Raw genomic sequence first — 26,137 nt, 5'->3', positions numbered from 1 at the left:
TTATTGCCAAGCCAGTATTCGTTTTTTGAAGCGAACGGTATTTCAAAAATGGAAATCGCTTTGTTTGCGGTACTGCTTTTGCTGACTTACACAGTGTTGGTGAAAAACACCTTTACTTTTGATGAAGTCGGTTTTATTACGCTGGCAGCAATTTACATCGGAATGTGTTTTCATTATTTTATAGAAATCAGAAATATTGACCAATACGGATTAACATACATTTTTTACGCGTGTGTTGTGATTTGGTCCACTGATTCCGGTGCATATTTTGTCGGGAAAGCGCTTGGTAAGCGAAAACTGTGGCCTGAAATCAGTCCGAATAAAACAGTGGAAGGATTTGTAGGTGGAATTGTTATCGCGCTTGTATTGGCGACGATTTTTCAGCTTGTTGCACATCTTCCGGTCCCGTATATCTATCTGCTGTTGATCACGCTGTTTTTGTCTGTTTTCGGACAACTTGGAGATTTAGTGGAATCCGCCTTAAAAAGACATTACGATGTAAAGGATTCTGGGAAGATTCTTCCCGGGCATGGCGGTATCTTAGACCGTTTTGACAGTTTCTTGTTTGTCATGCCTTTCTTGTACTTTCTGCTTGCCCTTTTTTCATAAAAAAGTCTAATATGAATATAAGACTGATCATGCAGCAAAAAGAATAGGAGTAGTGGCAACTTTGAAAAATATTTGTCTTTTAGGAGCAACAGGATCAATCGGCGAACAGACACTTGACGTACTTCGTACACATCAAGATCAATTTCAGCTGGTATCTATGTCGTTTGGCAGAAATATTGATAAGGCCGTTCCAATGATAGAGGCCTTTCAGCCGAAGTTTGTCTCTGTCGGTGATCTGGATACATATCATAAATTAAAACAAATGTCTTTTTCTTTTGAATGCCAAATTGGGCTGGGAGAAGAGGGACTGATAGAAGCAGCAGTGATGGAGGAGGTTGACATCGTTGTCAACGCCTTGCTCGGAAGTGTCGGTCTTATCCCGACGTTAAAGGCAATTGAACAGAAAAAAACAATCGCGCTTGCAAATAAGGAAACTCTTGTCACTGCAGGGCATATAGTAAAAGAACACGCTAAGAAATACGATGTTCCGCTGCTGCCTGTTGACAGTGAGCACTCGGCCATTTTTCAAGCGCTACAAGGCGAACAGGCTAAAAACATTGAACGCCTCATTATTACGGCATCCGGCGGAAGTTTTCGGGACAAGACGCGGGAGGAGCTCGAATCAGTAACGGTTGAGGACGCATTAAAACATCCAAATTGGTCAATGGGTGCAAAAATTACGATTGATTCGGCTACAATGATGAATAAGGGGTTAGAGGTGATCGAGGCGCATTGGCTTTTCGATATACCATATGAACAAATTGATGTGGTTTTACATAAGGAGAGCATCATCCATTCAATGGTTGAGTTTCATGACAAAAGTGTGATCGCACAGCTCGGAACTCCGGATATGAGGGTTCCAATTCAATATGCGCTCACTTACCCTGACCGGTTGCCATTACCAGATGCGAAAAGGCTTGAATTATGGGAAATCGGCAGCCTCCATTTTGAGAAAGCTGATTTTGACAGGTTCCGATGCTTACAATTTGCTTTTGAATCAGGTAAAATAGGAGGAACAATGCCGACAGTGCTAAATGCGGCAAATGAAGTAGCTGTCGCTGCCTTTTTAGCCGGCAAGATATCGTTTTTGGCTATTGAAGACTGTATCGAAAAGGCATTATCCCGCCATCAGTTAATGAAAAAACCGAGCCTGGCGGACATTCAAGAAGTGGACAAAGATACCCGGGGATACGTCAATTCAATACTCACATAAGGTGGTATGTTCGTGAATACAGTTATAGCGTTTATCATTATTTTTGGAACGCTCGTTTTCTTCCATGAACTGGGCCATTTATTGCTAGCCCAAAGAGCGGGAATTCTCTGCCGTGAATTTGCGATCGGATTCGGTCCAAAGATTTTTTCTTTCAAAAAAAATGAAACAGTTTATACGATCAGGCTCCTTCCAGTCGGCGGATTTGTCCGTATGGCCGGCGAAGATCCGGAAATGATTGAGGTGAAACCTGGTTACACGGTCGGGCTTCTGTTTAATAAAGAAGATCAAGTTGAGAAAGTCATCATCAATCAAAAGGAAAAATACCCGGATGCTTTAGTCATCGAAGTGGAAACAGCGGATTTAGAGCATGACATGAAGATTACCGGCTATGAACAGGGGAAAGAGGATGAGCTTTCCAGCTTTACTGTCAGCGAAACATCCTTTTTCATTGTAGACGGAGAAGAAGTGCAGATTGCGCCGTATAATCGCCAATTTGGTTCCAAACCAGTGTGGCAGCGGATTAAAGCGATTGCTGCAGGGCCGATTATGAACTTTATTTTAGCTTACGTCATTTTAGTGATGCTTGGGCTGATTCAAGGTGTACCGTCTAATGAGCCTATGCTCGGGCAGCTGACAGACAATGGACGGGCGGCCGAAGCAGGGCTAAAAGAAGGGGATTATATCCAAAGCATTAACGGAGAGAAAATGAGGTCTTGGACTGACATTGTCTCCGCTGTAAAAGAAAATCCGGAAAAAGAAATGGATGTTGCGGTAAAAAGAGATAACAAAACGCTTCATATTGCAGTGACTCCGGAAGCTGTGAAAGATGAGAACAAAAAAACAATCGGACGTTTCGGTTCCTATGCGCCGACTGAAAAAGGTGTTCTCTCAGCAGTTGCTTACGGCGCGACATCAACAGTTGATGTCACCAAAGCCATTTTAACCAACTTAAGCAAATTAGTAACAGGCCAATTTAAACTTGATATGCTGTCAGGCCCTGTCGGCATATATGACATGACAGACCAAGTGGCGAAAACAGGGTTAGTGAACTTATTCCAGTTTGCTGCGTTTTTAAGCATTAACCTTGGGATTGTCAACCTGCTTCCAATTCCGGCACTTGACGGAGGAAGACTGTTATTTCTATTTATTGAAGCGATTCGGGGCAAACCGATTAACAGGGAAAAAGAAGCATTTGTTGTGTTTATCGGGGTAGCTTTCTTAATGCTTCTTATGCTGGTCGTCACATGGAACGATATCCAGCGGCTGTTCTTGTAAACGAAAAGTAAATCAATCAGAGGTGCGAAGAAATGAGACAAAGCTTGACGCTTATTCCTACGCTCCGTGAAGTTCCAGCTGATGCCGAAGCAAAAAGTCATCAGCTTCTTCTGAGAGCAGGATTTATCAGACAGAATACGAGCGGGGTATATAGCTATATGCCTCTTGCGTATAAGGTGATTCAAAACATTCAGCAGATTGTTCGTGAAGAAATGGAGAAAATTGATGCCGTAGAAATGCTTATGCCCGCATTGCAGCAGGCTGAGACATGGCAGGAATCAGGCAGATGGTATACGTATGGTCCTGAACTGATGAGACTAAAAGACCGTCATGGCCGTGAATTTGCTTTAGGGGCAACGCATGAAGAAGTCATCACTTCACTTGTTCGCGATGAGGTTAAATCTTATAAGCGTCTCCCTCTGACTCTGTATCAAATCCAGTCTAAGTTCAGAGATGAAAAACGTCCTCGCTTTGGTTTGTTAAGAGGGCGCGAATTTATTATGAAGGATGCGTATTCTTTCCATGCATCTGAAGAGAGCCTCGATGAAACGTATCAAAAAATGTACGAGGCCTATTCTAATATTTTTGCCCGCTGCGGCATTAATGTAAGACCTGTCATCGCCGATTCAGGCGCAATGGGAGGAAAGGATACGCACGAGTTTATGGCACTTTCTGCAATCGGTGAGGATACAATTGCGTATTCTGATGAATCACAATATGCGGCTAATATCGAAATGGCTGAAGTTCTTTATCAAGAAGTCCCTTCTGATAAAGAGCCTAAAGCTTTAGAGAAAGTCCACACGCCTAACGTAAAAACAATTGAAGAACTGACTGCGTTTTTACAGGTTTCCGCTGAAACCTGCATTAAATCGGTTTTGTTTAAAGCAGATGACCGTTTTGTCTTAGTGCTTGTAAGAGGCGACCATGAAGTCAACGATATTAAAGTGAAAAACTTGCTTCATGCAGAAGTTGTGGAGCTTGCCACACATGAAGAGGTCATTCAGCAGCTCGGAACAGAGCCAGGTTTTGTCGGCCCTGTCGGTGTCAATCAAGATGTTGAAGTATATGCCGATCATGCTGTGAAAGCAATGGTCAATGCTGTTGCCGGTGCGAATGAAGAAGATCATCATTATAAAAATGTCAACGTGAACCGTGACGCGCAAATTAAAGAATTTGCCGATCTTCGTTTTATTAAAGAAGGCGACCCTTCACCAGACGGTAAAGGCACGATCCGTTTCGCGGAAGGAATCGAGGTAGGACAAGTCTTTAAGCTCGGAACACGCTATTCAGAAGCGATGAATGCGACATACTTAGACGAAAACGGACGCGCGCAGCCAATGCTGATGGGCTGTTACGGAGTAGGTGTGTCAAGAACGCTTTCTGCTATTGCTGAACAGCATCACGACGAAAAAGGATTAATATGGCCAAAAAGCGTTGCACCGTATGATCTTCATATTCTTGCTTTGAACATGAAAAACGATTCGCAAAGAGAGCTTGCTGAAAAGCTGTATGCCAATTTAAAAGCAGAGGGCTATGAAGTGCTCTATGACGATCGTGCTGAACGCGCCGGCGTAAAATTCGCTGATTCAGATCTAATTGGCCTTCCAATCCGCATCACTGTCGGAAAACGTGCGGACGAAGGAATTGTCGAAGTGAAAATCCGTCAAACGGGTGAGTCAACTGAGGTTTCAGTAGATGAATTATCTGCTTTTATCAGCAAGCAGTAATCACCATAACGATTTAGCAAAAAACATGTTAAAATAGAAATAATAGAAGGTACCTCATTGCCTGAGGTACCTTCACTTATGATGTTTTTAGGGAGGGATACTGTCTTAATGGAACAGTTATCAGTAAACAGAAGGCAGTTTCAAATTCTTCTGCAGCAGATTAATATGACAGATGATACCTTCATGACATATTTTGAAGATGGCGAGATTAAAAAGCTGACAATACACAAAGCTTCTAAGTCTTGGCATTTTCATTTTCAATTTAAATCTTTGCTGCCTTTTCAAATATATGACACATTAACAACGAGGCTGACGCAATCGTTTGCCCACATAGCAAAAGTGACATCTTCAATTGAAGTGCAGGATGCCGAGGTCAGTGAAAGTATCGTTCAAGACTACTGGTCACGATGCATTGAAGAATTGCAAGGCATTTCGCCGCCGATTATCAGTCTCTTAAACCAGCAAAAACCGAAACTGAAGGGCAATAAACTGATTGTCAAAACAAAAACAGACACAGAAGCGGCTGCTCTTAAGAACAAATACAGTTCCATGATTCAAGCTGGCTACCGTCAATTTGGTTTCCCAGACCTTCAGCTTGATGCCGAAATATTTGTATCCGAGCAAGAAGTTCAAAAGTTTCGGGAGCAAAAGCTTGCAGAAGACCAAGAGCGGGCCATGCAAGCGCTGATTGAAATGGAGAAGAAAGATAAAGAAAGTGATGAAGATCAAGTGCCATATGGGCCTCTTGTCATCGGTTACCAAATTAAAGATAACGAAGAAATCCGGACGCTTGACAGCATCATGGACGAAGAACGGAGAATTACAGTCCAAGGTTACGTGTTTGATGTGGAGACCCGCGAGCTGAAAAGCGGGCGTACGCTGTGTATCTTCAAAATTACAGACTACACAAATAGTATTTTAATCAAAATGTTTGCACGTGAAAAAGAAGATGCGGCACTAATGAAGTCTCTGAAAAAAGGAATGTGGGTAAAAGCACGCGGAAGCATTCAAAATGACACTTTCGTCAGAGATCTCGTCATGATCGCAAATGACGTAAACGAAATAAAAGCAAAAACCCGGGAAGATTCGGCTCCTGAAGGAGAAAAAAGAGTGGAATTGCATTTGCATTCCCCAATGAGCCAAATGGATGCTGTTACGGGTATTGGAAAGCTTGTCGAACAGGCGAAAAAATGGGGGCATGAGGCCATCGCTTTGACGGACCATGCTGTTGTTCAATCTTTCCCTGATGCGTATTCTGCCGCCAAAAAGCATGGAATTAAAATGATTTATGGGATGGAAGCGAATCTCGTTGATGATGGCGTGCCAATTGCTTATAACGCTGCACACCGTCTGCTTGAGGAAGAAACATATGTTGTTTTTGACGTCGAGACGACGGGACTGTCTGCTGTATACGATACCATTATTGAGCTGGCTGCAGTAAAAGTAAAAGGCGGAGAAATTATTGATAAATTTGAGGCGTTTGCGAACCCGCATCGTCCGCTTTCAGCAACAATCATAGAGCTGACTGGCATCACCGATGATATGCTTCGCGACGCTCCGGATGTTGTAGATGTGATAAGAGATTTTAGAGAATGGATTGGCGATGATATCCTTGTCGCTCATAATGCGAGCTTTGATATGGGATTCTTAAACGTAGCTTATAAAAAGCTTCTTGAAGTCGAAAAAGCTAAAAACCCAGTCATTGATACACTTGAGCTTGGCCGTTTTCTCTATCCGGAATTTAAGAACCACCGTTTGAACACACTTTGTAAAAAGTTTGATATCGAACTCACACAGCATCACCGTGCGATCTATGATACTGAGGCGACTGCTTATTTGCTTCTGAAAATGCTGAAGGACGCAGCTGAAAAAGGCATTCAGTACCATGATGAGCTGAATGAAAATATGGGTCAGTCCAACGCTTATCAAAGATCTAGACCGTATCATGCAACATTACTCGCTGTGAACAGCACGGGGCTTAAAAATTTATTTAAGCTTGTGTCACTTTCTCATATTCATTATTTTTACAGAGTGCCTCGTATCCCGAGATCTCAGCTTGAGAAATACAGGGAAGGGCTTCTGATCGGTTCAGCCTGTGACAGGGGAGAGGTTTTTGAAGGGATGATGCAAAAATCGCCTGAAGAGGTTGAAGATGTCGCAGCATTCTATGATTATCTTGAGGTTCAGCCGCCTGAAGTGTACCGTCACTTGCTAGAGCTTGAACTGGTCCGCGATGAAAAATCGCTGAAAGAAATTATTGCGAATATCACGAAATTGGGTGAAAAGCTAAATAAACCGGTTGTTGCTACGGGAAATGTTCATTACTTGAATGATGAGGATAAAATTTACAGAAAGATTTTAATATCCTCTCAAGGCGGGGCCAATCCGCTGAACAGACATGAACTGCCGAAAGTGCATTTCAGAACGACAGACGAAATGCTTGAAGCTTTTTCTTTTTTAGGCGAAGAAAAAGCGAAGGAAATTGTTGTTACCAATACCCAAAAGGTTGCTTCTTTAATCGATGACATCAAGCCGATTAAAGATGATTTGTATACACCGAAAATTGAAGGCGCCGATGAAGAAATCAGAGAAATGAGCTATCAGCGTGCAAGAAGCATTTACGGCGAACAGCTGCCTGAAATTGTCGAAGCGCGGATTGAAAAAGAATTAAAGAGTATCATTGGCCACGGCTTCGCTGTTATTTACTTGATCTCTCACAAACTTGTAAAACGTTCACTAGATGACGGGTATCTCGTAGGTTCCCGTGGTTCCGTAGGATCTTCATTAGTTGCGACGCTTACTGAGATTACTGAGGTCAACCCGCTGCCGCCACACTATGTCTGCTCTGAGTGCCAGCATTCTGAGTTCTTTAATGACGGTTCTGTCGGTTCCGGTTTTGACTTGCCCGACAAGATGTGTCCTCATTGCGGAACACCTTTGAAAAAAGATGGCCATGATATTCCGTTTGAAACGTTCTTAGGATTTAAAGGGGACAAAGTTCCTGATATCGATTTGAACTTCTCAGGGGAATATCAACCGCACGCACACAATTACACAAAAGTATTGTTCGGAGAAGACAATGTATATCGAGCGGGAACAATAGGCACAGTTGCAGAAAAAACAGCCTACGGTTATGTAAAAGGCTATGCCGGAGACAATAACCTCCACATGCGCGGGGCCGAAGTAGATCGGCTCGTACAGGGATGTACAGGTGTAAAACGCACAACTGGACAGCACCCTGGGGGTATTATCGTAGTTCCGGATTATATGGATATCTATGATTTTTCACCGATTCAGTTCCCGGCAGATGCCACAGGTTCAGAGTGGAAAACGACTCATTTTGATTTCCACTCCATCCATGACAACCTGTTAAAACTGGATATTCTCGGACACGATGACCCGACCGTCATTCGGATGCTTCAAGACTTAAGCGGCATTGATCCGAAAACAATTCCAACCGATGATCCAGAAGTGATGAAGATTTTCCAGGGAACCGAATCACTCGGTGTTACAGAAGAACAGATCGGCTGTAAAACAGGAACTCTTGGAATCCCTGAATTCGGAACACGATTTGTCCGTCAGATGCTTGAAGATACAAAGCCGACAACTTTTTCCGAGCTCGTTCAGATTTCAGGCTTGTCTCACGGAACTGATGTATGGCTCGGCAATGCGCAAGAGCTCATCCACAATAATATTTGTGAGCTGAGTGAGGTTATCGGCTGCCGTGACGACATTATGGTTTATTTAATCTATCAAGGCCTTGAGCCGTCCCTTGCCTTTAAAATCATGGAATTTGTGCGTAAAGGAAAAGGATTAACGCCTGAATGGGAAGAAGAAATGAAAAATAACAATGTCCCAGACTGGTATATTGATTCTTGTAAAAAGATTAAATACATGTTCCCGAAAGCCCACGCCGCGGCTTATGTATTAATGGCAGTCCGCATTGCTTACTTTAAAGTACATCATGCGCTTCTGTATTATGCGGCTTATTTTACCGTTCGTGCAGACGACTTTGATATCGATACAATGATCAAGGGCTCTACAGCAATCAAGGCGGTAATGGAGGATATTAACTCTAAAGGACTTGATGCTTCACCGAAGGAAAAAAACCTTCTGACTGTTTTAGAATTAGCGCTTGAAATGTGTGAGAGAGGCTATTCATTCCAAAAAGTCGATTTATATCGCTCCAGCGCTACAGAGTTTATTATTGACGGCAACAGTCTTATCCCGCCGTTTAACTCCATTCCTGGATTAGGGACGAACGCCGCTCTGAACATTGTAAAGGCTCGTGAAGAAGGCGAATTCCTCTCAAAAGAAGATTTGCAAAAGAGAGGGAAAGTGTCAAAAACGATTCTAGAGTATTTAGATCGTCATGGCTGTCTCGAATCACTGCCTGATCAAAACCAATTGTCATTGTTCTAACATAGAAGCAGAATTTCTCTCGAAATTCTGCTTCTATGCATATATAACCGCAAAAAGTGCCATTGTAATATTAGAGTTTCTGTCATTTGCTTAGGTATGAAGGTAAGCGTATATCCATTTGCAATAAAAATATGGTTATGGTATAGTTTTATTGGAAATGCTAACGATTACCGAGGCAAAGAGTGGGGAAACCCGCTCTTTTGTATTGAACAAGAGAATTTTGTCTCGACATGTTCATCGTTTACTTTTTAGCCCCTGCTCTCTTGAAGCAGGGTTTTTATGCAGAGTGACGAGACGAATATGATATCGACAGCACAAGGAGGAAGAACATGAGCAAAAAAGTGACTGACACCGTTCAAGAAATGGCTCAGCCAATCGTAGACAGCCTTCAGCTGGAACTCGTTGACATTGAATTTGTCAAAGAGGGTCAAAGCTGGTTCCTTCGCGTGTTTATTGATTCCGATGACGGTGTGGATATTGAGGAATGTGCCAAAGTAAGCGAAGCTTTAAGCGAAAAGCTTGATGAGGCAGATCCAATCAGCCAAAATTACTTTCTTGAAGTCTCATCTCCGGGAGCTGAGCGTCCGCTAAAGAAAAAAGCCGATTTCGAAAAATCACTTGGGAAAAATGTGTATATTAAAACTTATGAGCCTATTGAGGGCGTAAAAGTGTTTGAAGGTGAGCTGGCTGAATTTGATGGACAAACAGTGACAGTTGAGATCACGATCAAAACAAGAAAGAAACGGATCAATATTCCGTATGAAAAGATAGCTAATGCAAGATTAGCTGTTACATTCTAATGAATACAAATGTTTTAAGGGGGGAGACCGTTAAATGAGCAGTGAATTATTAGATGCTCTCACGATTCTTGAAAAAGAAAAAGGCATCAGCAAAGAAATTATCATTGAAGCAATCGAAGCTGCGTTAATTTCTGCTTATAAGCGGAATTTTAATCAAGCGCAAAATGTACGGGTGGATTTAAACCGTGAAACAGGCTCCATCCGTGTATTTGCAAGAAAAGATGTCGTTGACGAAGTTTACGACCAAAGGCTGGAGATCTCTATTGAAGAGGCGCAGGGCATCCATCCGGAATATATGGTCGGCGATGTCGTTGAAATCGAAGTAACGCCTAAGGATTTCGGGCGCATAGCTGCTCAAACAGCGAAGCAGGTCGTCACACAGCGTGTGCGCGAAGCTGAGCGCGGTGTGATATATTCTGAATTTATCGACCGTGAAGAAGACATTATGACAGGCATCGTTCAGCGCCTAGACAATAAGTTTATCTACGTGTCTTTAGGCAAAATTGAAGCCTTGCTGCCGGTTAATGAGCAAATGCCGAATGAAAGCTACAAGCCTCATGATCGCATTAAGGTATATATCACAAAAGTAGAAAAAACGACGAAGGGCCCGCAGATTTATGTGTCAAGAACACACCCAGGCCTGTTAAAGCGTTTGTTTGAAATCGAAGTGCCTGAGATTTATGATGGAACTGTCGAGCTGAAATCTGTTGCCAGAGAAGCTGGCGACCGTTCAAAAATTTCTGTTCGCACAGACGATCCTGACGTGGATCCTGTTGGCTCATGCGTAGGTCCTAAAGGCCAGCGTGTTCAGGCGATCGTCAATGAATTAAAAGGTGAAAAAATTGACATTGTCAACTGGTCCAGTGATCCTGTAGAATTTGTCGCGAATGCGCTCAGCCCTTCGAAAGTGCTGGATGTCATCGTTAATGAAGAAGAAAAAGCGACAACTGTTATTGTTCCTGATTACCAGCTGTCTCTGGCGATTGGCAAAAGAGGACAAAACGCACGCTTAGCTGCTAAACTGACAGGCTGGAAGATTGATATTAAGAGCGAAACGGACGCAAGAGAACTTGGAATCTATCCGAGAGAACTTGAAGAAGAAGATGAGCCGCTCTTTACGGAGCCTGAAACTGCTGAATCGGATGAATAAGAGGTGACCTTAGGTGAATAAACACAAAAAGATCCCGTTACGCAAATGTGTAGTGACTGGTGAAATGAAGCCTAAAAAGGAACTGATCCGAGTTGTACGTTCAAAAGAAGGCGAAGTCTCAGTAGACCCGACCGGAAAAAAGAACGGGCGGGGTGCTTATTTAACGCTGGATAAAGAGTGCATCTTAACAGCAAAAAAGAAAAACACTTTGCAAAATCAATTTCAATCACAAATCGATGACCAGATTTTCGAAGAATTGCTGGAACTGGCGGAAAAGGTGAAAAAATAAAATGTCTGGAATGGAATGGTTTCCCTTGCTGGGTCTGGCCAATCGAGCTCGTAAGGTCGTGTCAGGCGAAGACTTGGTAATAAAAGAAATCAGGAATGCGCGTGCAAAGCTTGTCCTGCTTACAGAGGATGCATCATCTAACACAGCGAAAAAAGTAACCGACAAGTGCAATTATTATAAAGTTCCTTATAAAAAAGTCGAGAGTCGCGCGGTTCTTGGACGCTCTATCGGTAAAGAAGCCCGTGTCGTTGTCGCCGTCACTGACCAAGGTTTTGCGAATAAGCTGATCAGCTTGCTCGATTAATATTTTTGGGGGTGAACGAATGGCTAAAATGAGAGTATACGAATATGCAAAAGCGTTAAATGTTTCAAGTAAGGAAATTTTGACCGCACTGAAAAACATGGATTTAGAAGTGAATAATCACATGGCCATGCTTGAGGAAAAGGCCATTAAACAGCTTGATGCCAAATATAAAAAAGGCGGCGCAGCCGCTAAATCTCAAAAGCCAGCAGAAACGAACAAAAACAAACAGCCGCAAGGGATCAATCAGCAATCAGCTGGAAATCAACCAAATAAAATTCGAGACGGAAAGAAGAATGACGTGCAGAATAATCAATTTAACAAAAACAAGAAGAATAACAACAACAAAAAAAATAAACGCAACCACAACAATAAAAACCAACATCAGCAAAAGCCTGTAAAGCCGAAAAAAGAGCTTCCTGAGAAAATTACATTCTCTGGAACATTAACAGTCGGCGCACTGGCTGAAGAGCTTGGCAAAGAGCCTTCAGAACTCATTAAAAAGCTGATGCTTCTTGGCGTAATGGCAACCATTAACCAAGAGCTTGATAAAGACACAATTGAACTCATTGCATCAGAATATGGTGTTGAAACAGAAGAAGTTATTGTGCTTGAAGAAACAGAGCTGGAAAAATACGAAGAGCCTGATAATGAAGAGGATCTTGAAATTCGTCCTCCTGTCGTTACGATCATGGGTCACGTTGACCACGGGAAAACGACGCTTCTTGACAGCATCCGTAAAACGAAGGTTGTTGAAGGAGAAGCAGGCGGAATCACTCAGCATATTGGTGCTTACCAAATTGAAGAGAACGGCAAGAAAATTACGTTCTTGGATACTCCGGGCCACGCCGCATTTACAACGATGCGTGCACGCGGTGCAGAAGTAACTGATATTACAATTCTCGTTGTTGCTGCCGATGACGGTGTAATGCCGCAAACAGTAGAAGCGATTAACCATGCAAAAGCAGCTGAGGTTCCTATTATCGTTGCTGTGAATAAAATTGATAAAGAATCCGCAAATCCTGACCGTGTGATGCAAGAACTGACGGAATACGGTCTTGTCCCTGAAGCTTGGGGTGGAGAAACCATTTTTGTTCCGCTTTCCGCTTTAACTGGAAAAGGCATTGATGAACTCGTTGAAATGATTTTGCTTGTCAGTGAAGTAGAAGAACTGAAAGCGAATCCGAACCGCCAGGCAAAAGGAACGGTTATTGAAGCAGAACTCGATAAAGGCAGAGGGTCAGTTGCGACATTGCTCGTACAGACTGGAACACTGCATGTCGGTGATCCGATCGTAGTCGGCAACACATTTGGCCGTGTCCGTGCAATGGTTAACGACATTGGACGCCGTGTGAAAACTGCCGGCCCGTCAACTCCGGTTGAAATTACCGGTTTGAATGATGTCCCTCAAGCGGGAGACCAATTCCTTGTCTTTAAAGATGAAAAAACAGCTCGTTCTGTCGGGGAAGCCCGTGCTTCGAAACAGCTTGAAGAGCAGCGCAGCGATAAAGCGAAGCTTAGTCTTGATGACTTATTCGAGCAAATTAAACAAGGTGATGTAAAAGACATCAACATCATCGTAAAAGCTGACGTTCAAGGATCTGCTGAAGCTTTAACAGCCGCACTTCAAAAAATTGAAGTAGAAGGCGTTAAAGTGAAAATCATCCATACAGGCGTTGGTGCAATTACCGAATCTGACATTATCTTGGCATCTGCTTCCAATGCAATTGTTATTGGGTTTAATGTGAGACCGGACGGAAATGCTAAGAGTACGGCTGAAGCTGAAAATGTAGATATTCGACTTCACCGTATCATTTACAAAGTAATCGATGAGATTGAAGCTGCCATGAAAGGTATGCTTGATCCTGAATATGAAGAAAAAGTAATTGGTCAAGTAGAGGTACGCCAAACATTCAAAGTATCTAAAATCGGTACAATTGCCGGCGGATATGTTACTGAAGGAACCATTACGCGCGACAGCGGCCTCCGTTTAATTCGTGACGGCGTCGTCATCTTCGAAGGCGAAGTAGACGTTCTAAAACGCTTTAAAGACGATGTGAAAGAAGTTTCACAAGGCTATGAATGTGGTATTACAATTAAGAAATACAATGACATTCGTGAAGGTGACATCCTTGAAGCGTTTGTCATGCAAGAAATTGAAAGAACGTGATCGGATTTGCGGAGTGTGAATGCATCATTTATGATGCAGGATCGCTAAAAGAAAAGCGTGCCGTTCTGAAGCGGATTTTAACCAGGGTTCAAAACAAGTTCAATGTTTCGATTTCGGAGATTGGCTATCAGGACACATGGCAAAGGACCAGCTTCGGAATCGCCGCTGTTTCTTCCTCTCGCGTTCAAACAGAAAAAGAACTGCAGCGCGTTCTGGCGTTTATCGATTCTTTTCCTGAAATTGAACGGACGATCACTAGAACAGAGTGGTTTTAACTTAGAGGTGATTGAATTGAGTATGAGAGCAAACCGTGTTGGCGAGCAAATGAAAAAAGAACTCGGTGACATTATCAGCCGCAAGCTGAAAGATCCGAGAATTGGTTTTCTGACAGTAACGGATGTGCGTGTATCAGGTGATTTGCAAATTGCAAAGGTGTATATCTCGGTTCTCGGTGACGAGAAAAAACGGGAGGAAGCGCTGAAAGGGCTGGCAAAAGCGAAAGGATTTATCCGATCCGAAATCGGCAGCCGCATCAGACTTCGAAAAACGCCTGAAATTGAATTTGAGTTCGATGAATCAATCGATTACGGAAATCGTATCGAAACACTGATTCACGAAATACATTCAGAGAAACCATCTGAATAAAAAAGGGAGAGGATAGGCGTATATCGTCTGTCCTCTTTTCTATGTTTTAAAGAGAAAAACTCAAAAGAAGGAGTGAAAGACAAATGGTTAACGGAGTTCTCCTTTTACATAAACCAGTTGGCATGACATCACATGACTGTGTCATGAAAATCCGAAAACTGTTAAAAACAAAAAAAGTAGGACATACGGGAACGCTCGATCCAGAAGTATCAGGCGTGCTTCCGATTTGTGTGGGAAGGGCGACAAAAATTGTCGAATACTTAACTGAAAAGTCTAAAACGTATGATGCGGAAATAACGCTTGGCTTTTCAACGACAACTGAGGATCAAACGGGCGAAACGGTTGAAACAAAGCCTGTCAATCAAGACATTGATAAAGCGGAAGTAGAAAAGGTGTTAAACAATTTAAAGGGTAAACAAGAACAAATTCCTCCCATGTATTCCGCTGTAAAAGTAAACGGCAAAAAATTATACGAGTACGCAAGAGCAGGGATTGAAGTAGAACGTCCGAAACGCATGATTACCATTGAAGACATCGCCCTGACGACAGAGATTACACATAATGAAGAAACCGCAAGCTTCCGATTTACAGTGACATGCTCCAAAGGGACCTATGTAAGGACGCTGGCGGTCATGATCGGCGAAAAACTCGGATACCCGGCTCATATGTCTCATTTAATTCGTACGGCATCCGGAGATTTTTCTCTCGACGAATGCTTTACCTTTGAAGAACTGGAAGCACAGGTCCAGTCCGGAACCGTGGGAGAGCATACAGTTCCTATTGAACGTGCGCTCAATCATTTGCCGAAATGGATCATAAGTGATACATTAGCTAAGAAAGTAGAAAATGGGGCTTTGCTTGAGACGCCCGAGCAGTTTTCTGAAATGACAAGCGAAGACCGTATTGCCGTCTTTACTGAATCCGGAAGCTGTTTGGCGATCTATTTCCCCCATCCTGCGAAAAAAGGGCTGTTAAAGCCGGCAAAAGTATTGATGCAAAAAAGCGAACAATAGAAAAAAGGTGACCGTTCTGTGAAGACGATACATATTACACATCCTCATCATTTAATCCAAGAGGAGCAGGCAAAGTCTGTGATGGCGTTAGGGTATTTTGACGGCGTTCATCTTGGGCATCAAAAGGTAATCGGGACAGCGAAGCAAATAGCCGAAGAAAAGGGTCTGGCATTAGCTGTGATGACCTTTCATCCTCATCCTTCTCATGTATTGGGCAGGGATCAGGAGCCAAAGGATCTGATTACGCCTCTGGAAGACAAAATAAACCAAATTGAACAATTAGGCACAGAGATTCTTTATGTCGTTAAATTTAATGAAGTATTTGCTTCTCTTTCTCCTAAGCAGTTTGCAGACCAGTATATTATCGGCCTTAATGTACAGCACGCAGTGGCGGGCTTTGACTTTACGTATGGCAAATATGGCAAGGGAACAATGGAAACCATGCCGCACGATTTAGACGGAAAAGCAGAGTGCACAATGGTAGAAAAATTAACGGAGCAGGATAAAAAAATCAGCTCCTCATATATCCGTACCGCGCTTCAAAACGGAGACGTTGAATTGGCGAATATCTTGCTCGGACAGCCTTATTTTATAAAAGGAATTGTCATTCACGGTGATAAAAGAGGGCGGACCATCGGGTTTCCGACAGCAAATGTCGGTTTAAATAACAGCTATATCGTTCCGCCGACGGGTGTATATGCCGTGAAAGCGGAAGTGAACGGCGAAGTTTACAATGGCGTTTGCAATATCGGCTATAAGCCGACGTTTTATGAAAAACGTCCGGAGCAGCCTTCAATCGAGGTCAATCTGTTTGATTTCGATCAGGAAGTATACGGAGCCGCTATAAAAATCGAATGGTATAAACGGATTCGGAGCGAGCGGAAATTCAATGGCATCAAAGAATTAACAGAGCAAATTGAGAAGGATAAGCAGGAAGCCATCCGTTATTTCAGCAATTTGCGGAAATAACATGCAACGTACACAAATTTTATTCTAAAATATTTGCATATGGGCACGATTTTTAGTATGATAGTTTTCGTAGTCTTAAAACCATTGCTTGGCAATCCGAAGTCACCGACGGTTGCTAGGTAACTGGGGCTAAATATGATTTGGAGGTGAAACAGGATGGCAATTACTCAAGAGCGTAAAAACCAACTCATCAGTGAGTTCAAAACACACGAATCTGATACTGGATCTCCAGAAGTTCAGATCGCTATCCTAACTGACTCAATTAACAACTTGAACGAGCATTTACGTACTCATAAGAAAGACCACCACTCACGTCGCGGTCTTCTTAAAATGGTAGGTAAGCGTCGTAATCTTCTTACGTATCTACGTAATAAAGACGTAACTCGTTATCGTGAGTTAATTAACAAACTAGGCTTACGTCGATAATCGTAAAAAGCGGGAGGATTCCCGCTTTTTTATCGTATTAAAGCGAAATTACTTATAACAAATCATTGAAATCCTTTTACATACTACTTTGACATTGATATGTTCAATTCATTTCGTTCATAATAGGAGTAATTGATTATTTCACACAACGAAGAGAGGAGTTCGTAATCGTATGGGACAAGAAAAACATGTCTTTACCATAGATTGGGCCGGAAGAACGCTTACCGTTGAAACCGGCCAGCTTGCCAAACAGGCAAACGGTGCTGTGATGATCCGCTACGGTGATACAGCAGTACTTAGTACAGCAACCGCTTCAAAAGAACCAAAACCGCTTGATTTCTTCCCGCTTACTGTAAACTATGAGGAAAGATTATATGCGGTAGGAAAAATTCCGGGCGGATTTATTAAAAGAGAAGGACGTCCAAGTGAAAAAGCGGTTCTTGCCAGCCGTTTAATAGACCGTCCGATCCGTCCTTTGTTTGCCGATGGATTCCGTAATGAAGTACAAGTCATCAGCATTGTCATGAGTGTTGACCAAGACTGCTCTTCTGAAATGGCTGCCATGTTCGGTTCATCTCTTGCTCTTTCTGTATCGGATATTCCGTTTGAAGGACCGATTGCAGGGGTTACTGTCGGACGCATTGATGATCAATTTATCATTAACCCGACAGTCGATCAGCTTGAGAAAAGCGACATCAATCTTGTTGTTGCCGGCACGAAAGATGCCATTAACATGGTAGAAGCGGGAGCGGACGAGGTTCCTGAGGAAACCATGCTTGAAGCCATTATGTTCGGCCATGAAGAGATTAAACGCCTGATTGCATTCCAAGAAGAAATTGTAGCAGCAGTTGGCAAAGAGAAATCAGAAATTGCGCTTTATGAAATTGATGAAGAGCTTAGTGAAAAAGTAAAAGCTTTAGCAGAAAAAGATCTGCTGAAAGCTATTCAAGTTCATGAAAAGCATGCCCGCGAAGATGCCATTAATGAAGTGAAAAACACAGTTGTGGCAAAATTCGAGGATGAAGAGCATGATGAAGACACAATCAAGCAAGTGAAGCAGATTTTATCCAAGCTGGTGAAAAATGAAGTGCGCCGCCTGATTACTGAAGAGAAAGTAAGACCGGACGGCCGCGGTGTCGATCAAATTCGCCCGCTTTCTTCTGAGGTCGGCCTCTTGCCAAGAACGCACGGATCAGGTCTGTTTACAAGGGGACAAACACAAGCCCTCAGCGTATGTACGCTAGGTGCTCTAGGAGATGTGCAAATCCTTGACGGCTTAGGTGTTGAAGAGTCAAAACGGTTTATGCATCACTACAACTTCCCGCAATTCAGCGTTGGGGAAACAGGACCAATGCGTGGGCCGGGACGCCGTGAAATCGGACACGGAGCACTGGGTGAGCGTGCGCTTGAGCCAGTTATTCCGTCTGAAAAAGACTTCCCTTACACTGTCCGTCTTGTATCAGAAGTGCTTGAATCAAACGGTTCTACGTCTCAAGCAAGTATTTGCGCAAGTACACTTGCAATGATGGATGCCGGTGTACCAATCAAAGCCCCAGTTGCGGGTATTGCGATGGGTCTTGTCAAATCAGGCGAACATTACACCGTTCTGACTGACATTCAAGGCATGGAAGACGCGCTTGGAGATATGGACTTTAAAGTAGCAGGAACGGAAAAAGGCGTAACAGCGCTGCAAATGGACATTAAAATCGAAGGCCTTTCCAGAGAGATTCTTGAAGAAGCGCTTCAGCAGGCGAAAAAAGGAAGAATGGAAATCCTCAACAGCATGCTTGCGACATTAAGCGAATCAAGAAAAGAGCTTTCTCAATATGCGCCTAAGATTTTAACAATGGCCATTAATCCTGATAAAATCCGCGATGTCATTGGGCCAAGCGGAAAACAAATCAATAAGATCATCGAAGAAACCAGTGTTAAAATTGATATTGAGCAGGACGGCACAATCTTTATTTCTTCAACAGATGAAAGCAGCAACCAAAAAGCGCAAAAAATCATCGAAGACCTTGTCAGAGAGGTTGAAGTCGGCCAGCTTTACCTAGGTAAAGTGAAACGAATCGAAAAATTCGGGGCTTTCGTTGAAATTTTCAGCGGAAAAGACGGTTTGGTGCACATTTCAGAGCTTGCGCTTGAACGCGTAGGAAAAGTTGAAGATGTTGTGAAAATCGGAGACGAGATTCTTGTCAAGGTCACTGAAATTGATAAACAAGGACGAGTCAATTTGTCTCGTAAAGCGGTGCTCCGTGAAGAGAAAGAAAAAGAAGAACAACAATCTTAAATGAAAACATAAAAAGGAGCCTGGGAGACCCGGCTTCTTTATTTTGAAGCTTTTAAAAAGCAGGCGGGTTCTACCTTGTCCTTCTCCTTCATAATGTGAGGTGAGGGGGGACAGAACATGTACAAAAAATTTGTGCCGTTTGCCGTTTTTCTATTTCTTTTTTTTGTCTCATTTGAGATGATGAAAAATCCGCACACACTTGATTATATAGGGGCAATGAAAAAAGATACGGTGACTGTCACGGCGTCCAAAGACCCGTTATATGAAGAATTGCTTCAAAAAGCGCCGGAGTACGAAGTCAAGCCCCAGGATGCCAGAGTCGATAAAGTGTGGAAAAGCATTCCCGGCTACAATGGACTGAAGGTCAATATTGAACAATCATATAAAAAAATGAAAAAGCACGGCGAGTTTCGGGAAAACGATCTGGTGTACAGCCAAGTAAAACCAAACGTTCATCTTGAGTCTCTTCAGCCTGAGCCTATTTATAAAGGAAATCCTGACAAACCGATGGTGGCTTTTTTAATCAATGTGGCATGGGGAAATGAGTATTTGGAAAAAATGCTCCCTATCCTGCAAAAGCACCAAGTCAAGGCTACGTTCTTTTTAGAAGGCAATTGGGTGAGGAACAATAAACAGCTCGCTAAGAAGATTGCGGAAGACGGACATGAAATCGGAAATCATTCATACAATCATCCAGATATGAGCAAACTGACTACAGGAAGAATTTCCGAGCAGCTCGACAAGACAAATGAGCAAATAGAACAAACGATTGGCGTTAAGCCGAAGTGGTTCGCTCCGCCGAGCGGAAGTTTACGAAAAGCGGTTGTCGACATTGCAGCTGAGAAACAGATGGGAACAATAATGTGGACAGTTGATACGATCGATTGGCAAAAACCGGCTCCGTCTGTACTTCAAACGAGAGTGTTAAGCAAGATACATAATGGTGCCATGATTTTAATGCATCCGACTGACTCCACGGCGGAAAGTCTTGAAGTGCTGATTACAAAGATAAAAGATAAAGGATACGCGCTTGGAACAGTCACTGAACTAATGGATGAAACAAGACTGTTGAAGTAACAGATGCAGGCAGCTTGTCTTTGAATAGGAGGAACAAATTTGATTAAACGATATACGTGTCAAAATGGTGTAAGAGTTGTGCTGGAAAATAACCCGACAGTCCGTTCTGTTGCGATCGGCGTATGGATCGGCACAGGTTCGCGGCACGAAACGCCGGAGATAAACGGGATTTCTCACTTTTTAGAGCACATGTTCTTTAAAGGGACGAGCACAAGATCTGCACGCGAGATAGCAGAATCTTTTGATCGTATTGGCGGTCAGGTCAATGCGTTTACTTCAAAGGAATATACCTGCTACTATGCAAAGGTGCTTGACGAGCATGCGAATTACGCGCTTGACGTATTAGCAGATATGTTCTTTCATTCAACGTTTGATGAAAACGAGCTGAAAAAAGAAAAAAATGTAGTATATGAAGAAATTAAAATGTACGAAGATGCGCCAGACGACATTGTGCATGATTTACTGAGCAAAGCCACTTACGGCAATCATTCTTTAGGCTACCCAATTCTAGGCACGGAAGAAACGCTTGCTTCTTTCAATGGTGACTCTCTCAGACAATACATGCATGATTATTATACGCCGGACCGAGTGGTCATTTCGGTAGCGGGCAATATATCTGACAGTTTTATCAAAGATGTAGAAAAATGGTTCGGGTCATACGAGGCGAAAGGCAAAGCGACAGGCCTTGAGAAACCCGATTTCTACACAGAAAAACTGACGAGAAAAAAAGAAACAGAGCAGGCTCATCTGTGCCTTGGATTTAAGGGCCTTCAGGTTGGCCATGAACGCATTTATGATTTAATTGTCCTGAATAATGTGCTCGGAGGCAGCATGAGCAGCCGGCTGTTCCAAGATGTCCGAGAAGACAAAGGCCTCGCTTATTCTGTTTACAGCTATCATAGCTCTTATGAGGACAGCGGAATGCTTACCATTTACGGAGGAACGGGTGCCAATCAGCTTCAGCAGCTGTCAGAAACCATTCAAGAAACCCTTGCTACATTAAAACGCGACGGCATTACCTCAAAAGAGCTGGAAAATAGCAAGGAGCAAATGAAGGGAAGCTTAATGCTGAGCTTAGAAAGCACAAACAGTAAAATGAGCCGAAACGGGAAAAATGAACTGCTGCTCGGCAGACATAAAACATTAGATGAGATCATCAATGAATTAAACGCCGTGAACTTAGAGCGTGTCAACGGCCTTGCCAGACAATTGTTTACTGATGATTATGCACTGGCACTCATCAGCCCTTCCGGCAATATGCCGTCTTAAAAAGGAAAAGCCTGCCCCTTAACGGAGCAGGCATTTTTTTATCCCTTTGATCATACATAGTACAAGGGGGTGACAGACATGCGGCTCAGTGAATTATCAGGAAAGGAAATTGTAGACATCAAAAGAGCTGAACGGCTGGGAGTGCTTGGCCAGACCGATTTAGAAATCAATGAACAGGATGGCCAGATTACAGCACTCCTCATTCCGACAGTTAAGTGGTTTGGTTTGAGAAAACACGGTCAAGACATTCGTGTCCCCTGGCATCATATTCAAAAGATCGGATCAGATATGATCATATTAGATGTACCTGAGGAAATGTCTCCTCGACAAGAGTAAATGAAAAAGCCCAAAATGACTGTGGTGCGGGCTCTAAAGTAAACATCTGAAACATCGGCTTTTGGCAGCCGATGTTTTTTTATATGAAAAAAGCGCATGTTTTAATTCACCGGTATTTCCTTTTGATCATAAGATGAAGGGGAGCTTAACAACTAGAGATCCAGTATATACAAAGAAGGTGAACGTTTAGAATGTTAACCGGATTGAAAATTGCAGTTATCGGCGGTGACGCAAGACAGCTCGAAATTATTAGAAAGCTCACTGAACAGCAGGCTGACATCTACCTTGTCGGTTTTGACCAATTGGATCACGGTTTTACCGGAGCAGTAAAATGCAACATTGATGAAATTCCTTTTCAGCAAATAGACAGCATTATTCTTCCAGTGTCTGCGACAACAGGAGAAGGTGTCGTATCGACGGTATTTTCGAATGAAGAGGTTGTGTTAAAACAGGAGCATCTCGACAAAACGCCTGCACACTGTGTCATTTTCTCAGGAATTTCTAACGCCTATTTAGAAAACATTGCAGCTCAAGCAAACAGAAAACTTGTTAAGCTGTTTGAGCGGGATGACATTGCGATATACAATTCTATTCCGACAGTAGAAGGAACGATCATGCTGGCTATTCAGCACACGGATTATACGATACACGGATCTCAGGTGGCCGTTCTTGGTCTAGGACGCACCGGGATGACGATTGCCCGTACATTTGCCGCGCTTGGAGCGAATGTAAAAGTGGGGGCAAGAAGTTCAGCGCATCTGGCACGTATCACTGAAATGGGGCTCGTTCCTTTTCACACCGATGAGCTGAAAGAGCATGTAAAAGATATAGATATTTGTATTAATACCATACCGAGTATGATTTTAAATCAATCGGTTCTTTCTAGCATGACACCAAAAACCTTAATATTGGATCTGGCCTCACGTCCCGGGGGAACGGATTTTAAATATGCCGAAAAACAGGGGATTAAAGCACTTCTTGCCCCTGGCCTTCCAGGGATTGTCGCACCTAAAACAGCCGGGCAAATCCTTGCAAACGTCTTGAGCAAGCTTTTGGCTGAAATACAAGCTGAGGAGGGAAAATAAGGATGTCGTCATTAAAAGGTAAAAGAATCGGGTTTGGACTGACCGGATCGCATTGCACATATGAAGCGGTTTTCCCGCAAATTGAGGCGCTGGTCAACGAAGGAGCGGAAGTGCGTCCGGTTGTCACATTTAACATGAAATCCACAAATACCCGATTTGGAGAGGGAGCAGAATGGGTTAAAAAAATTGAAGACTTGACTGGATATGAGGCGATTGATTCAATTGTAAAGGCAGAGCCCCTTGGGCCGAAGCTTCCCCTTGACTGCATGGTCATTGCTCCTTTAACCGGCAATTCAATGAGCAAGCTGGCAAATGCCATGACGGACAGTCCGGTGCTGATGGCGGCAAAAGCGACAATCCGAAACAATCGGCCGGTCGTTCTTGGCATCTCGACAAATGATGCTCTCGGTTTAAACGGAACAAATTTAATGAGGCTCATGTCAACAAAAAATATCTTTTTTATTCCATTTGGGCAAGACGATCCATTTAAAAAACCGAATTCAATGGTAGCCAAAATGGATCTGCTTCCGCAAACCATTGAAAAGGCACTAATGCATCAGCAGCTTCAGCCGGTTTTGGTTGAGAATTATCAGGGAAATGACTAAATTTACAGAAAATCTTTCCCAAACTAAAAAATTCGGTCATCACCCGCATATTCTATGGTAAAATAAAACGTAAAATCATAGTCAAATCAATTCAATGAGGCTGATTGGCGGAAGGAGTTTTACAGATGGGAAGAGGTTTACACGTAGCTGTTGTCGGAGCGACAGGAGCTGTAGGACAACAAATGCTTAAAACACTTGAAGACAGAAACTTTGAAATGGACACACTTACATTGCTATCTTCAAAACGCTCTGCGGGGACAAAAGTCACGTTTAAAGGCGAAGAGCTGACTGTTCAGGAAGCTTCTCCTGAGAGCTTTGAAGGGGTAAATATTGCTTTGTTCAGCGCCGGCGGAAGCGTATCACAAGCATTGGCACCAGAAGCTGTAAAACGCGGCGCTATTGTTATAGATAATACGAGTGCGTTCCGTATGGACGAAAATACACCGCTTGTTGTGCCTGAAGTGAATGAGGCAGATTTACATGAACACAACGGCATCATTGCCAATCCTAACTGCTCTACAATCCAAATGGTTGCGGCTCTTGAACCGATCCGCAAAGCATACGGCTTAAACAAAGTCATCGTATCAACGTACCAGGCGGTATCAGGAGCGGGAAATGAAGCTGTAAAAGAGCTTTACAGCCAAACACAGGCGATTTTAGATCAAGAAGAAATTGAGCCTGCGATCATGCCTGTAAAAGGTGACAAAAAACACTATCAAATCGCCTTCAACGCGATTCCGCAAATTGATAAATTCCAAGATAACGGCTATACGTTTGAGGAAATGAAAATGATAAATGAAACGAAAAAAATCATGCACATGCCAGACCTTCAAGTAGCGGCTACATGTGTGAGACTGCCAATTCAAACTGGGCACTCAGAGTCAGTCTACATTGAGGTAGACCGTGATGACGCTACAGTTGAAGATATTAAAAATCTATTAAAAGAAGCTCCGGGCGTGACACTTCAGGATGACCCAAGCCAACAGCTTTATCCGATGCCTGCTGATGCCGTCGGCAAAAACGATGTGTTTGTAGGCCGCATCCGCAAAGACTTGGACAGAGCAAACGGTTTTCATTTATGGGTTGTTTCTGATAACCTATTAAAAGGCGCGGCATGGAACTCTGTTCAAATTGCAGAAAGCCTGAAAAAACTAAACCTCGTATAATAGAGAGAATTTCCTAAAGACGAATAGAAGAGAGTAAGGCACTATCAGCCTGCTCTCTTCTGTTACGTCCGAATAATTTGGAGTGAAAACAGTGAAGATAATTGTTCAAAAGTTCGGCGGAACATCTGTAAAAGATGATAAAGGCCGCAAACTGGCTTTAGAGCATATTAAAGAAGCAATCAGTGAAGGATATAAGGTTGTCGTTGTCGTTTCAGCGATGGGCCGGAAAGGAGACCCGTACGCTACAGATTCTTTGCTGGGGCTGCTTTACGGCGATCAGTCAGCGATTTCTCCACGGGAGCAGGATTTGCTTTTATCTTGCGGAGAGACCATTTCCTCTGTCGTCTTTACAAGCATGCTGCTTGATAACGGTGTGAAAGCTGCTGCGCTGACAGGGGCTCAGGCTGGCTTTTTAACGAATGATCAGCATACCAATGCGAAAATCATTGAAATGAGACCGGAGCGTTTATTCGGTGTGCTCGCGAATCATGACGCTGTAGTCGTCGCAGGATTCCAGGGCGCAACTGAAAAGGGTGATACAACAACGATCGGCAGAGGGGGCAGCGACACGTCCGCAGCCGCACTCGGGGCAGCTGTTGACGCGGAATACATCGATATTTTCACCGATGTAGAAGGTGTGATGACTGCTGACCCGAGAGTGGTGGAAAATGCGAAACCGCTTCCTGTCGTGACATATACAGAAATTTGCAACCTGGCGTATCAAGGGGCGAAGGTCATTCATCCGCGGGCTGTGGAAATTGCGATGCAGGCCAAGGTTCCGATCCGTGTCCGTTCGACTTATTCGAAAGATAAGGGCACATTGGTGACATCGCATCACTCTTCCAAAGTCGGAAGCGATGTTTTTGAAAGGCTGATTACGGGAATTGCCCATGTCAAAGATGTCACTCAGTTCAAAGTGCCTGCCAAAATTGGCCAGTATAACGTTCAGACTGAAGTGTTCAAGGCGATGGCGAATGCGGGAATCAGTGTCGATTTCTTTAACATTACACCTAGTGAAATCGTATATACGGTGGCTGGGAATAAAACAGAAACAGCTCAGCGTATTTTAATGGATATGGGCTATGATCCGATGGTAACCAGAAATTGCGCGAAAGTATCGGCGGTCGGAGCGGGCATTATGGGTGTTCCTGGTGTCACATCGAAAATCGTTTCTGCTCTTTCAGAAAAAGAAATTCCGATCCTTCAGTCGGCTGACAGCCATACGACGATATGGGTGCTTGTCCATGAAGCCGATATGGGACCTGCTGTAAACGCTTTGCATGAAGTGTTTGAACTTTCC

23 protein-coding genes are annotated in these 26,137 nt (G+C 43.2%); all 23 read left to right on the top strand.

All coding sequences use genetic code 11. From position 1 onward, the window contains the following. The coding region (gene cdsA, locus RAC86_RS15740; RefSeq protein ID WP_377885851.1) for a phosphatidate cytidylyltransferase at positions 1-609 on the top strand (609 nt) is incomplete at its 5' end. 61 nt (positions 610-670) lie between these two features. Beyond that, positions 671-1,822, top strand: coding sequence for a 1-deoxy-D-xylulose-5-phosphate reductoisomerase (dxr, locus tag RAC86_RS15735; protein WP_061187474.1), 1,152 nt, complete (start codon positions 671-673; stop codon positions 1,820-1,822). Positions 1,823-1,828: 6 nt separating this feature from the next. Continuing rightward, complete coding sequence (rseP, locus tag RAC86_RS15730) at positions 1,829-3,097, top strand: RIP metalloprotease RseP (protein WP_072182690.1); 1,269 nt, start codon at positions 1,829-1,831, stop codon at positions 3,095-3,097. Between the two features lie 32 nt (positions 3,098-3,129). Further along, positions 3,130-4,824, top strand: coding sequence for a proline--tRNA ligase (proS, locus tag RAC86_RS15725; RefSeq protein WP_072566281.1), 1,695 nt, complete (start codon positions 3,130-3,132; stop codon positions 4,822-4,824). Positions 4,825-4,932: 108 nt separating this feature from the next. After that, positions 4,933-9,246, top strand: a complete 4,314-nt coding sequence (locus tag RAC86_RS15720; protein ID WP_072566282.1) for a PolC-type DNA polymerase III — start codon at positions 4,933-4,935, stop codon at positions 9,244-9,246. Between the two features lie 329 nt (positions 9,247-9,575). After that, positions 9,576-10,046 (top strand): ribosome maturation factor RimP, encoded by a 471-nt coding sequence (rimP, locus tag RAC86_RS15715; RefSeq protein WP_003220940.1) that lies wholly within the window; start codon positions 9,576-9,578, stop codon positions 10,044-10,046. 34 nt (positions 10,047-10,080) lie between these two features. Next, positions 10,081-11,196 (top strand): transcription termination factor NusA, encoded by a 1,116-nt coding sequence (gene nusA / locus RAC86_RS15710; RefSeq protein WP_072566283.1) that lies wholly within the window; start codon positions 10,081-10,083, stop codon positions 11,194-11,196. Between the two features lie 13 nt (positions 11,197-11,209). Next, positions 11,210-11,485, top strand: a complete 276-nt coding sequence (rulR, locus tag RAC86_RS15705; protein WP_003220944.1) for a glucose-induced regulator RulR — start codon at positions 11,210-11,212, stop codon at positions 11,483-11,485. Between the two features lies 1 nt (position 11,486). Then, entirely contained in the window at positions 11,487-11,789 is a 303-nt protein-coding gene (locus RAC86_RS15700; RefSeq protein ID WP_003220946.1) for a YlxQ family RNA-binding protein, read from the top strand. A 19-nt stretch (positions 11,790-11,808) separates the two neighbouring features. Beyond that, the gene (gene infB, locus RAC86_RS15695) at positions 11,809-13,956 is read left to right on the top strand and encodes a translation initiation factor IF-2 (RefSeq protein ID WP_041520956.1); all 2,148 of its coding nucleotides are present in this window, start codon (positions 11,809-11,811) and stop codon (positions 13,954-13,956) included. Continuing rightward, a complete protein-coding gene (locus tag RAC86_RS15690; RefSeq protein WP_003220950.1) occupies positions 13,953-14,231 on the top strand; it encodes a DUF503 domain-containing protein in 279 nt (92 codons plus the stop codon). The genes infB and RAC86_RS15690 overlap by 4 nt, the downstream gene beginning before the upstream one ends. Positions 14,232-14,247: 16 nt before the next feature. Continuing rightward, positions 14,248-14,601, top strand: coding sequence for a 30S ribosome-binding factor RbfA (gene rbfA, locus RAC86_RS15685; protein ID WP_019258420.1), 354 nt, complete (start codon positions 14,248-14,250; stop codon positions 14,599-14,601). Between the two features lie 83 nt (positions 14,602-14,684). Beyond that, positions 14,685-15,614 (top strand): tRNA pseudouridine(55) synthase TruB, encoded by a 930-nt coding sequence (gene truB / locus RAC86_RS15680; protein ID WP_014113818.1) that lies wholly within the window; start codon positions 14,685-14,687, stop codon positions 15,612-15,614. A gap of 18 nt (positions 15,615-15,632) precedes the next feature. Further along, positions 15,633-16,583: a bifunctional riboflavin kinase/FAD synthetase gene (ribF, locus tag RAC86_RS15675; protein ID WP_072182683.1), complete on the top strand. Its 951-nt coding sequence runs from the start codon at positions 15,633-15,635 to the stop codon at positions 16,581-16,583. Between the two features lie 156 nt (positions 16,584-16,739). Beyond that, positions 16,740-17,009 (top strand): 30S ribosomal protein S15, encoded by a 270-nt coding sequence (gene rpsO, locus RAC86_RS15670; RefSeq protein ID WP_003154182.1) that lies wholly within the window; start codon positions 16,740-16,742, stop codon positions 17,007-17,009. 172 nt (positions 17,010-17,181) lie between these two features. Next, positions 17,182-19,299: a polyribonucleotide nucleotidyltransferase gene (pnp, locus tag RAC86_RS15665; protein ID WP_072566284.1), complete on the top strand. Its 2,118-nt coding sequence runs from the start codon at positions 17,182-17,184 to the stop codon at positions 19,297-19,299. Between the two features lie 117 nt (positions 19,300-19,416). After that, entirely contained in the window at positions 19,417-20,376 is a 960-nt protein-coding gene (locus RAC86_RS15660) for a polysaccharide deacetylase family protein (RefSeq protein ID WP_014113821.1), read from the top strand. Between the two features lie 39 nt (positions 20,377-20,415). Then, positions 20,416-21,645 (top strand): M16 family metallopeptidase, encoded by a 1,230-nt coding sequence (locus RAC86_RS15655; RefSeq protein ID WP_014113822.1) that lies wholly within the window; start codon positions 20,416-20,418, stop codon positions 21,643-21,645. A gap of 78 nt (positions 21,646-21,723) precedes the next feature. Beyond that, entirely contained in the window at positions 21,724-21,981 is a 258-nt protein-coding gene (locus RAC86_RS15650) for a YlmC/YmxH family sporulation protein (protein WP_003238478.1), read from the top strand. A gap of 191 nt (positions 21,982-22,172) precedes the next feature. Then, positions 22,173-23,066: a dipicolinic acid synthetase subunit A gene (gene dpaA / locus RAC86_RS15645; protein ID WP_014113823.1), complete on the top strand. Its 894-nt coding sequence runs from the start codon at positions 22,173-22,175 to the stop codon at positions 23,064-23,066. A gap of 2 nt (positions 23,067-23,068) precedes the next feature. Then, on the top strand, positions 23,069-23,671 hold the full coding sequence (dpaB, locus tag RAC86_RS15640) for a dipicolinate synthase subunit B (RefSeq protein ID WP_061187482.1): 603 nt from the start codon (positions 23,069-23,071) through the stop codon (positions 23,669-23,671). Between the two features lie 125 nt (positions 23,672-23,796). Continuing rightward, complete coding sequence (gene asd / locus RAC86_RS15635) at positions 23,797-24,837, top strand: aspartate-semialdehyde dehydrogenase (protein ID WP_072566285.1); 1,041 nt, start codon at positions 23,797-23,799, stop codon at positions 24,835-24,837. A gap of 91 nt (positions 24,838-24,928) precedes the next feature. Next, a partial coding sequence (gene dapG, locus RAC86_RS15630) for an aspartate kinase (RefSeq protein WP_377885850.1) occupies positions 24,929-26,137 on the top strand: 1,209 nt, incomplete at its 3' end.

Source organism: Bacillus sp. LR_5 (genome assembly GCF_042709275.1).
The sequence above is the reverse complement of the archived record's forward strand: the minus strand, read 5'-3'. Positions and strand labels throughout refer to the sequence as shown.

Excerpts from the sequence above, each read along its gene's own strand:
- rseP (WP_072182690.1), top strand. The coding sequence starts at position 1,829 with ATGTTCGTGAATACAGTTATAGCGTTTATCATTATTTTTGGAACGCTC.
- proS (WP_072566281.1), top strand. The coding sequence starts at position 3,130 with ATGAGACAAAGCTTGACGCTTATTCCTACGCTCCGTGAAGTTCCAGCT.
- dpaA (WP_014113823.1), top strand. The coding sequence starts at position 22,173 with ATGTTAACCGGATTGAAAATTGCAGTTATCGGCGGTGACGCAAGACAG.
- RAC86_RS15700 (WP_003220946.1), top strand. The coding sequence starts at position 11,487 with ATGTCTGGAATGGAATGGTTTCCCTTGCTGGGTCTGGCCAATCGAGCT.
- rimP (WP_003220940.1), top strand. The coding sequence starts at position 9,576 with ATGAGCAAAAAAGTGACTGACACCGTTCAAGAAATGGCTCAGCCAATC.
- nusA (WP_072566283.1), top strand. The coding sequence starts at position 10,081 with ATGAGCAGTGAATTATTAGATGCTCTCACGATTCTTGAAAAAGAAAAA.
- dpaB (WP_061187482.1), top strand. The coding sequence starts at position 23,069 with ATGTCGTCATTAAAAGGTAAAAGAATCGGGTTTGGACTGACCGGATCG.
- pnp (WP_072566284.1), top strand. The coding sequence starts at position 17,182 with ATGGGACAAGAAAAACATGTCTTTACCATAGATTGGGCCGGAAGAACG.
- RAC86_RS15720 (WP_072566282.1), top strand. The coding sequence starts at position 4,933 with ATGGAACAGTTATCAGTAAACAGAAGGCAGTTTCAAATTCTTCTGCAG.
- RAC86_RS15660 (WP_014113821.1), top strand. The coding sequence starts at position 19,417 with ATGTACAAAAAATTTGTGCCGTTTGCCGTTTTTCTATTTCTTTTTTTT.
- truB (WP_014113818.1), top strand. The coding sequence starts at position 14,685 with ATGGTTAACGGAGTTCTCCTTTTACATAAACCAGTTGGCATGACATCA.
- RAC86_RS15650 (WP_003238478.1), top strand. The coding sequence starts at position 21,724 with ATGCGGCTCAGTGAATTATCAGGAAAGGAAATTGTAGACATCAAAAGA.
- rpsO (WP_003154182.1), top strand. The coding sequence starts at position 16,740 with ATGGCAATTACTCAAGAGCGTAAAAACCAACTCATCAGTGAGTTCAAA.
- asd (WP_072566285.1), top strand. The coding sequence starts at position 23,797 with ATGGGAAGAGGTTTACACGTAGCTGTTGTCGGAGCGACAGGAGCTGTA.
- infB (WP_041520956.1), top strand. The coding sequence starts at position 11,809 with ATGGCTAAAATGAGAGTATACGAATATGCAAAAGCGTTAAATGTTTCA.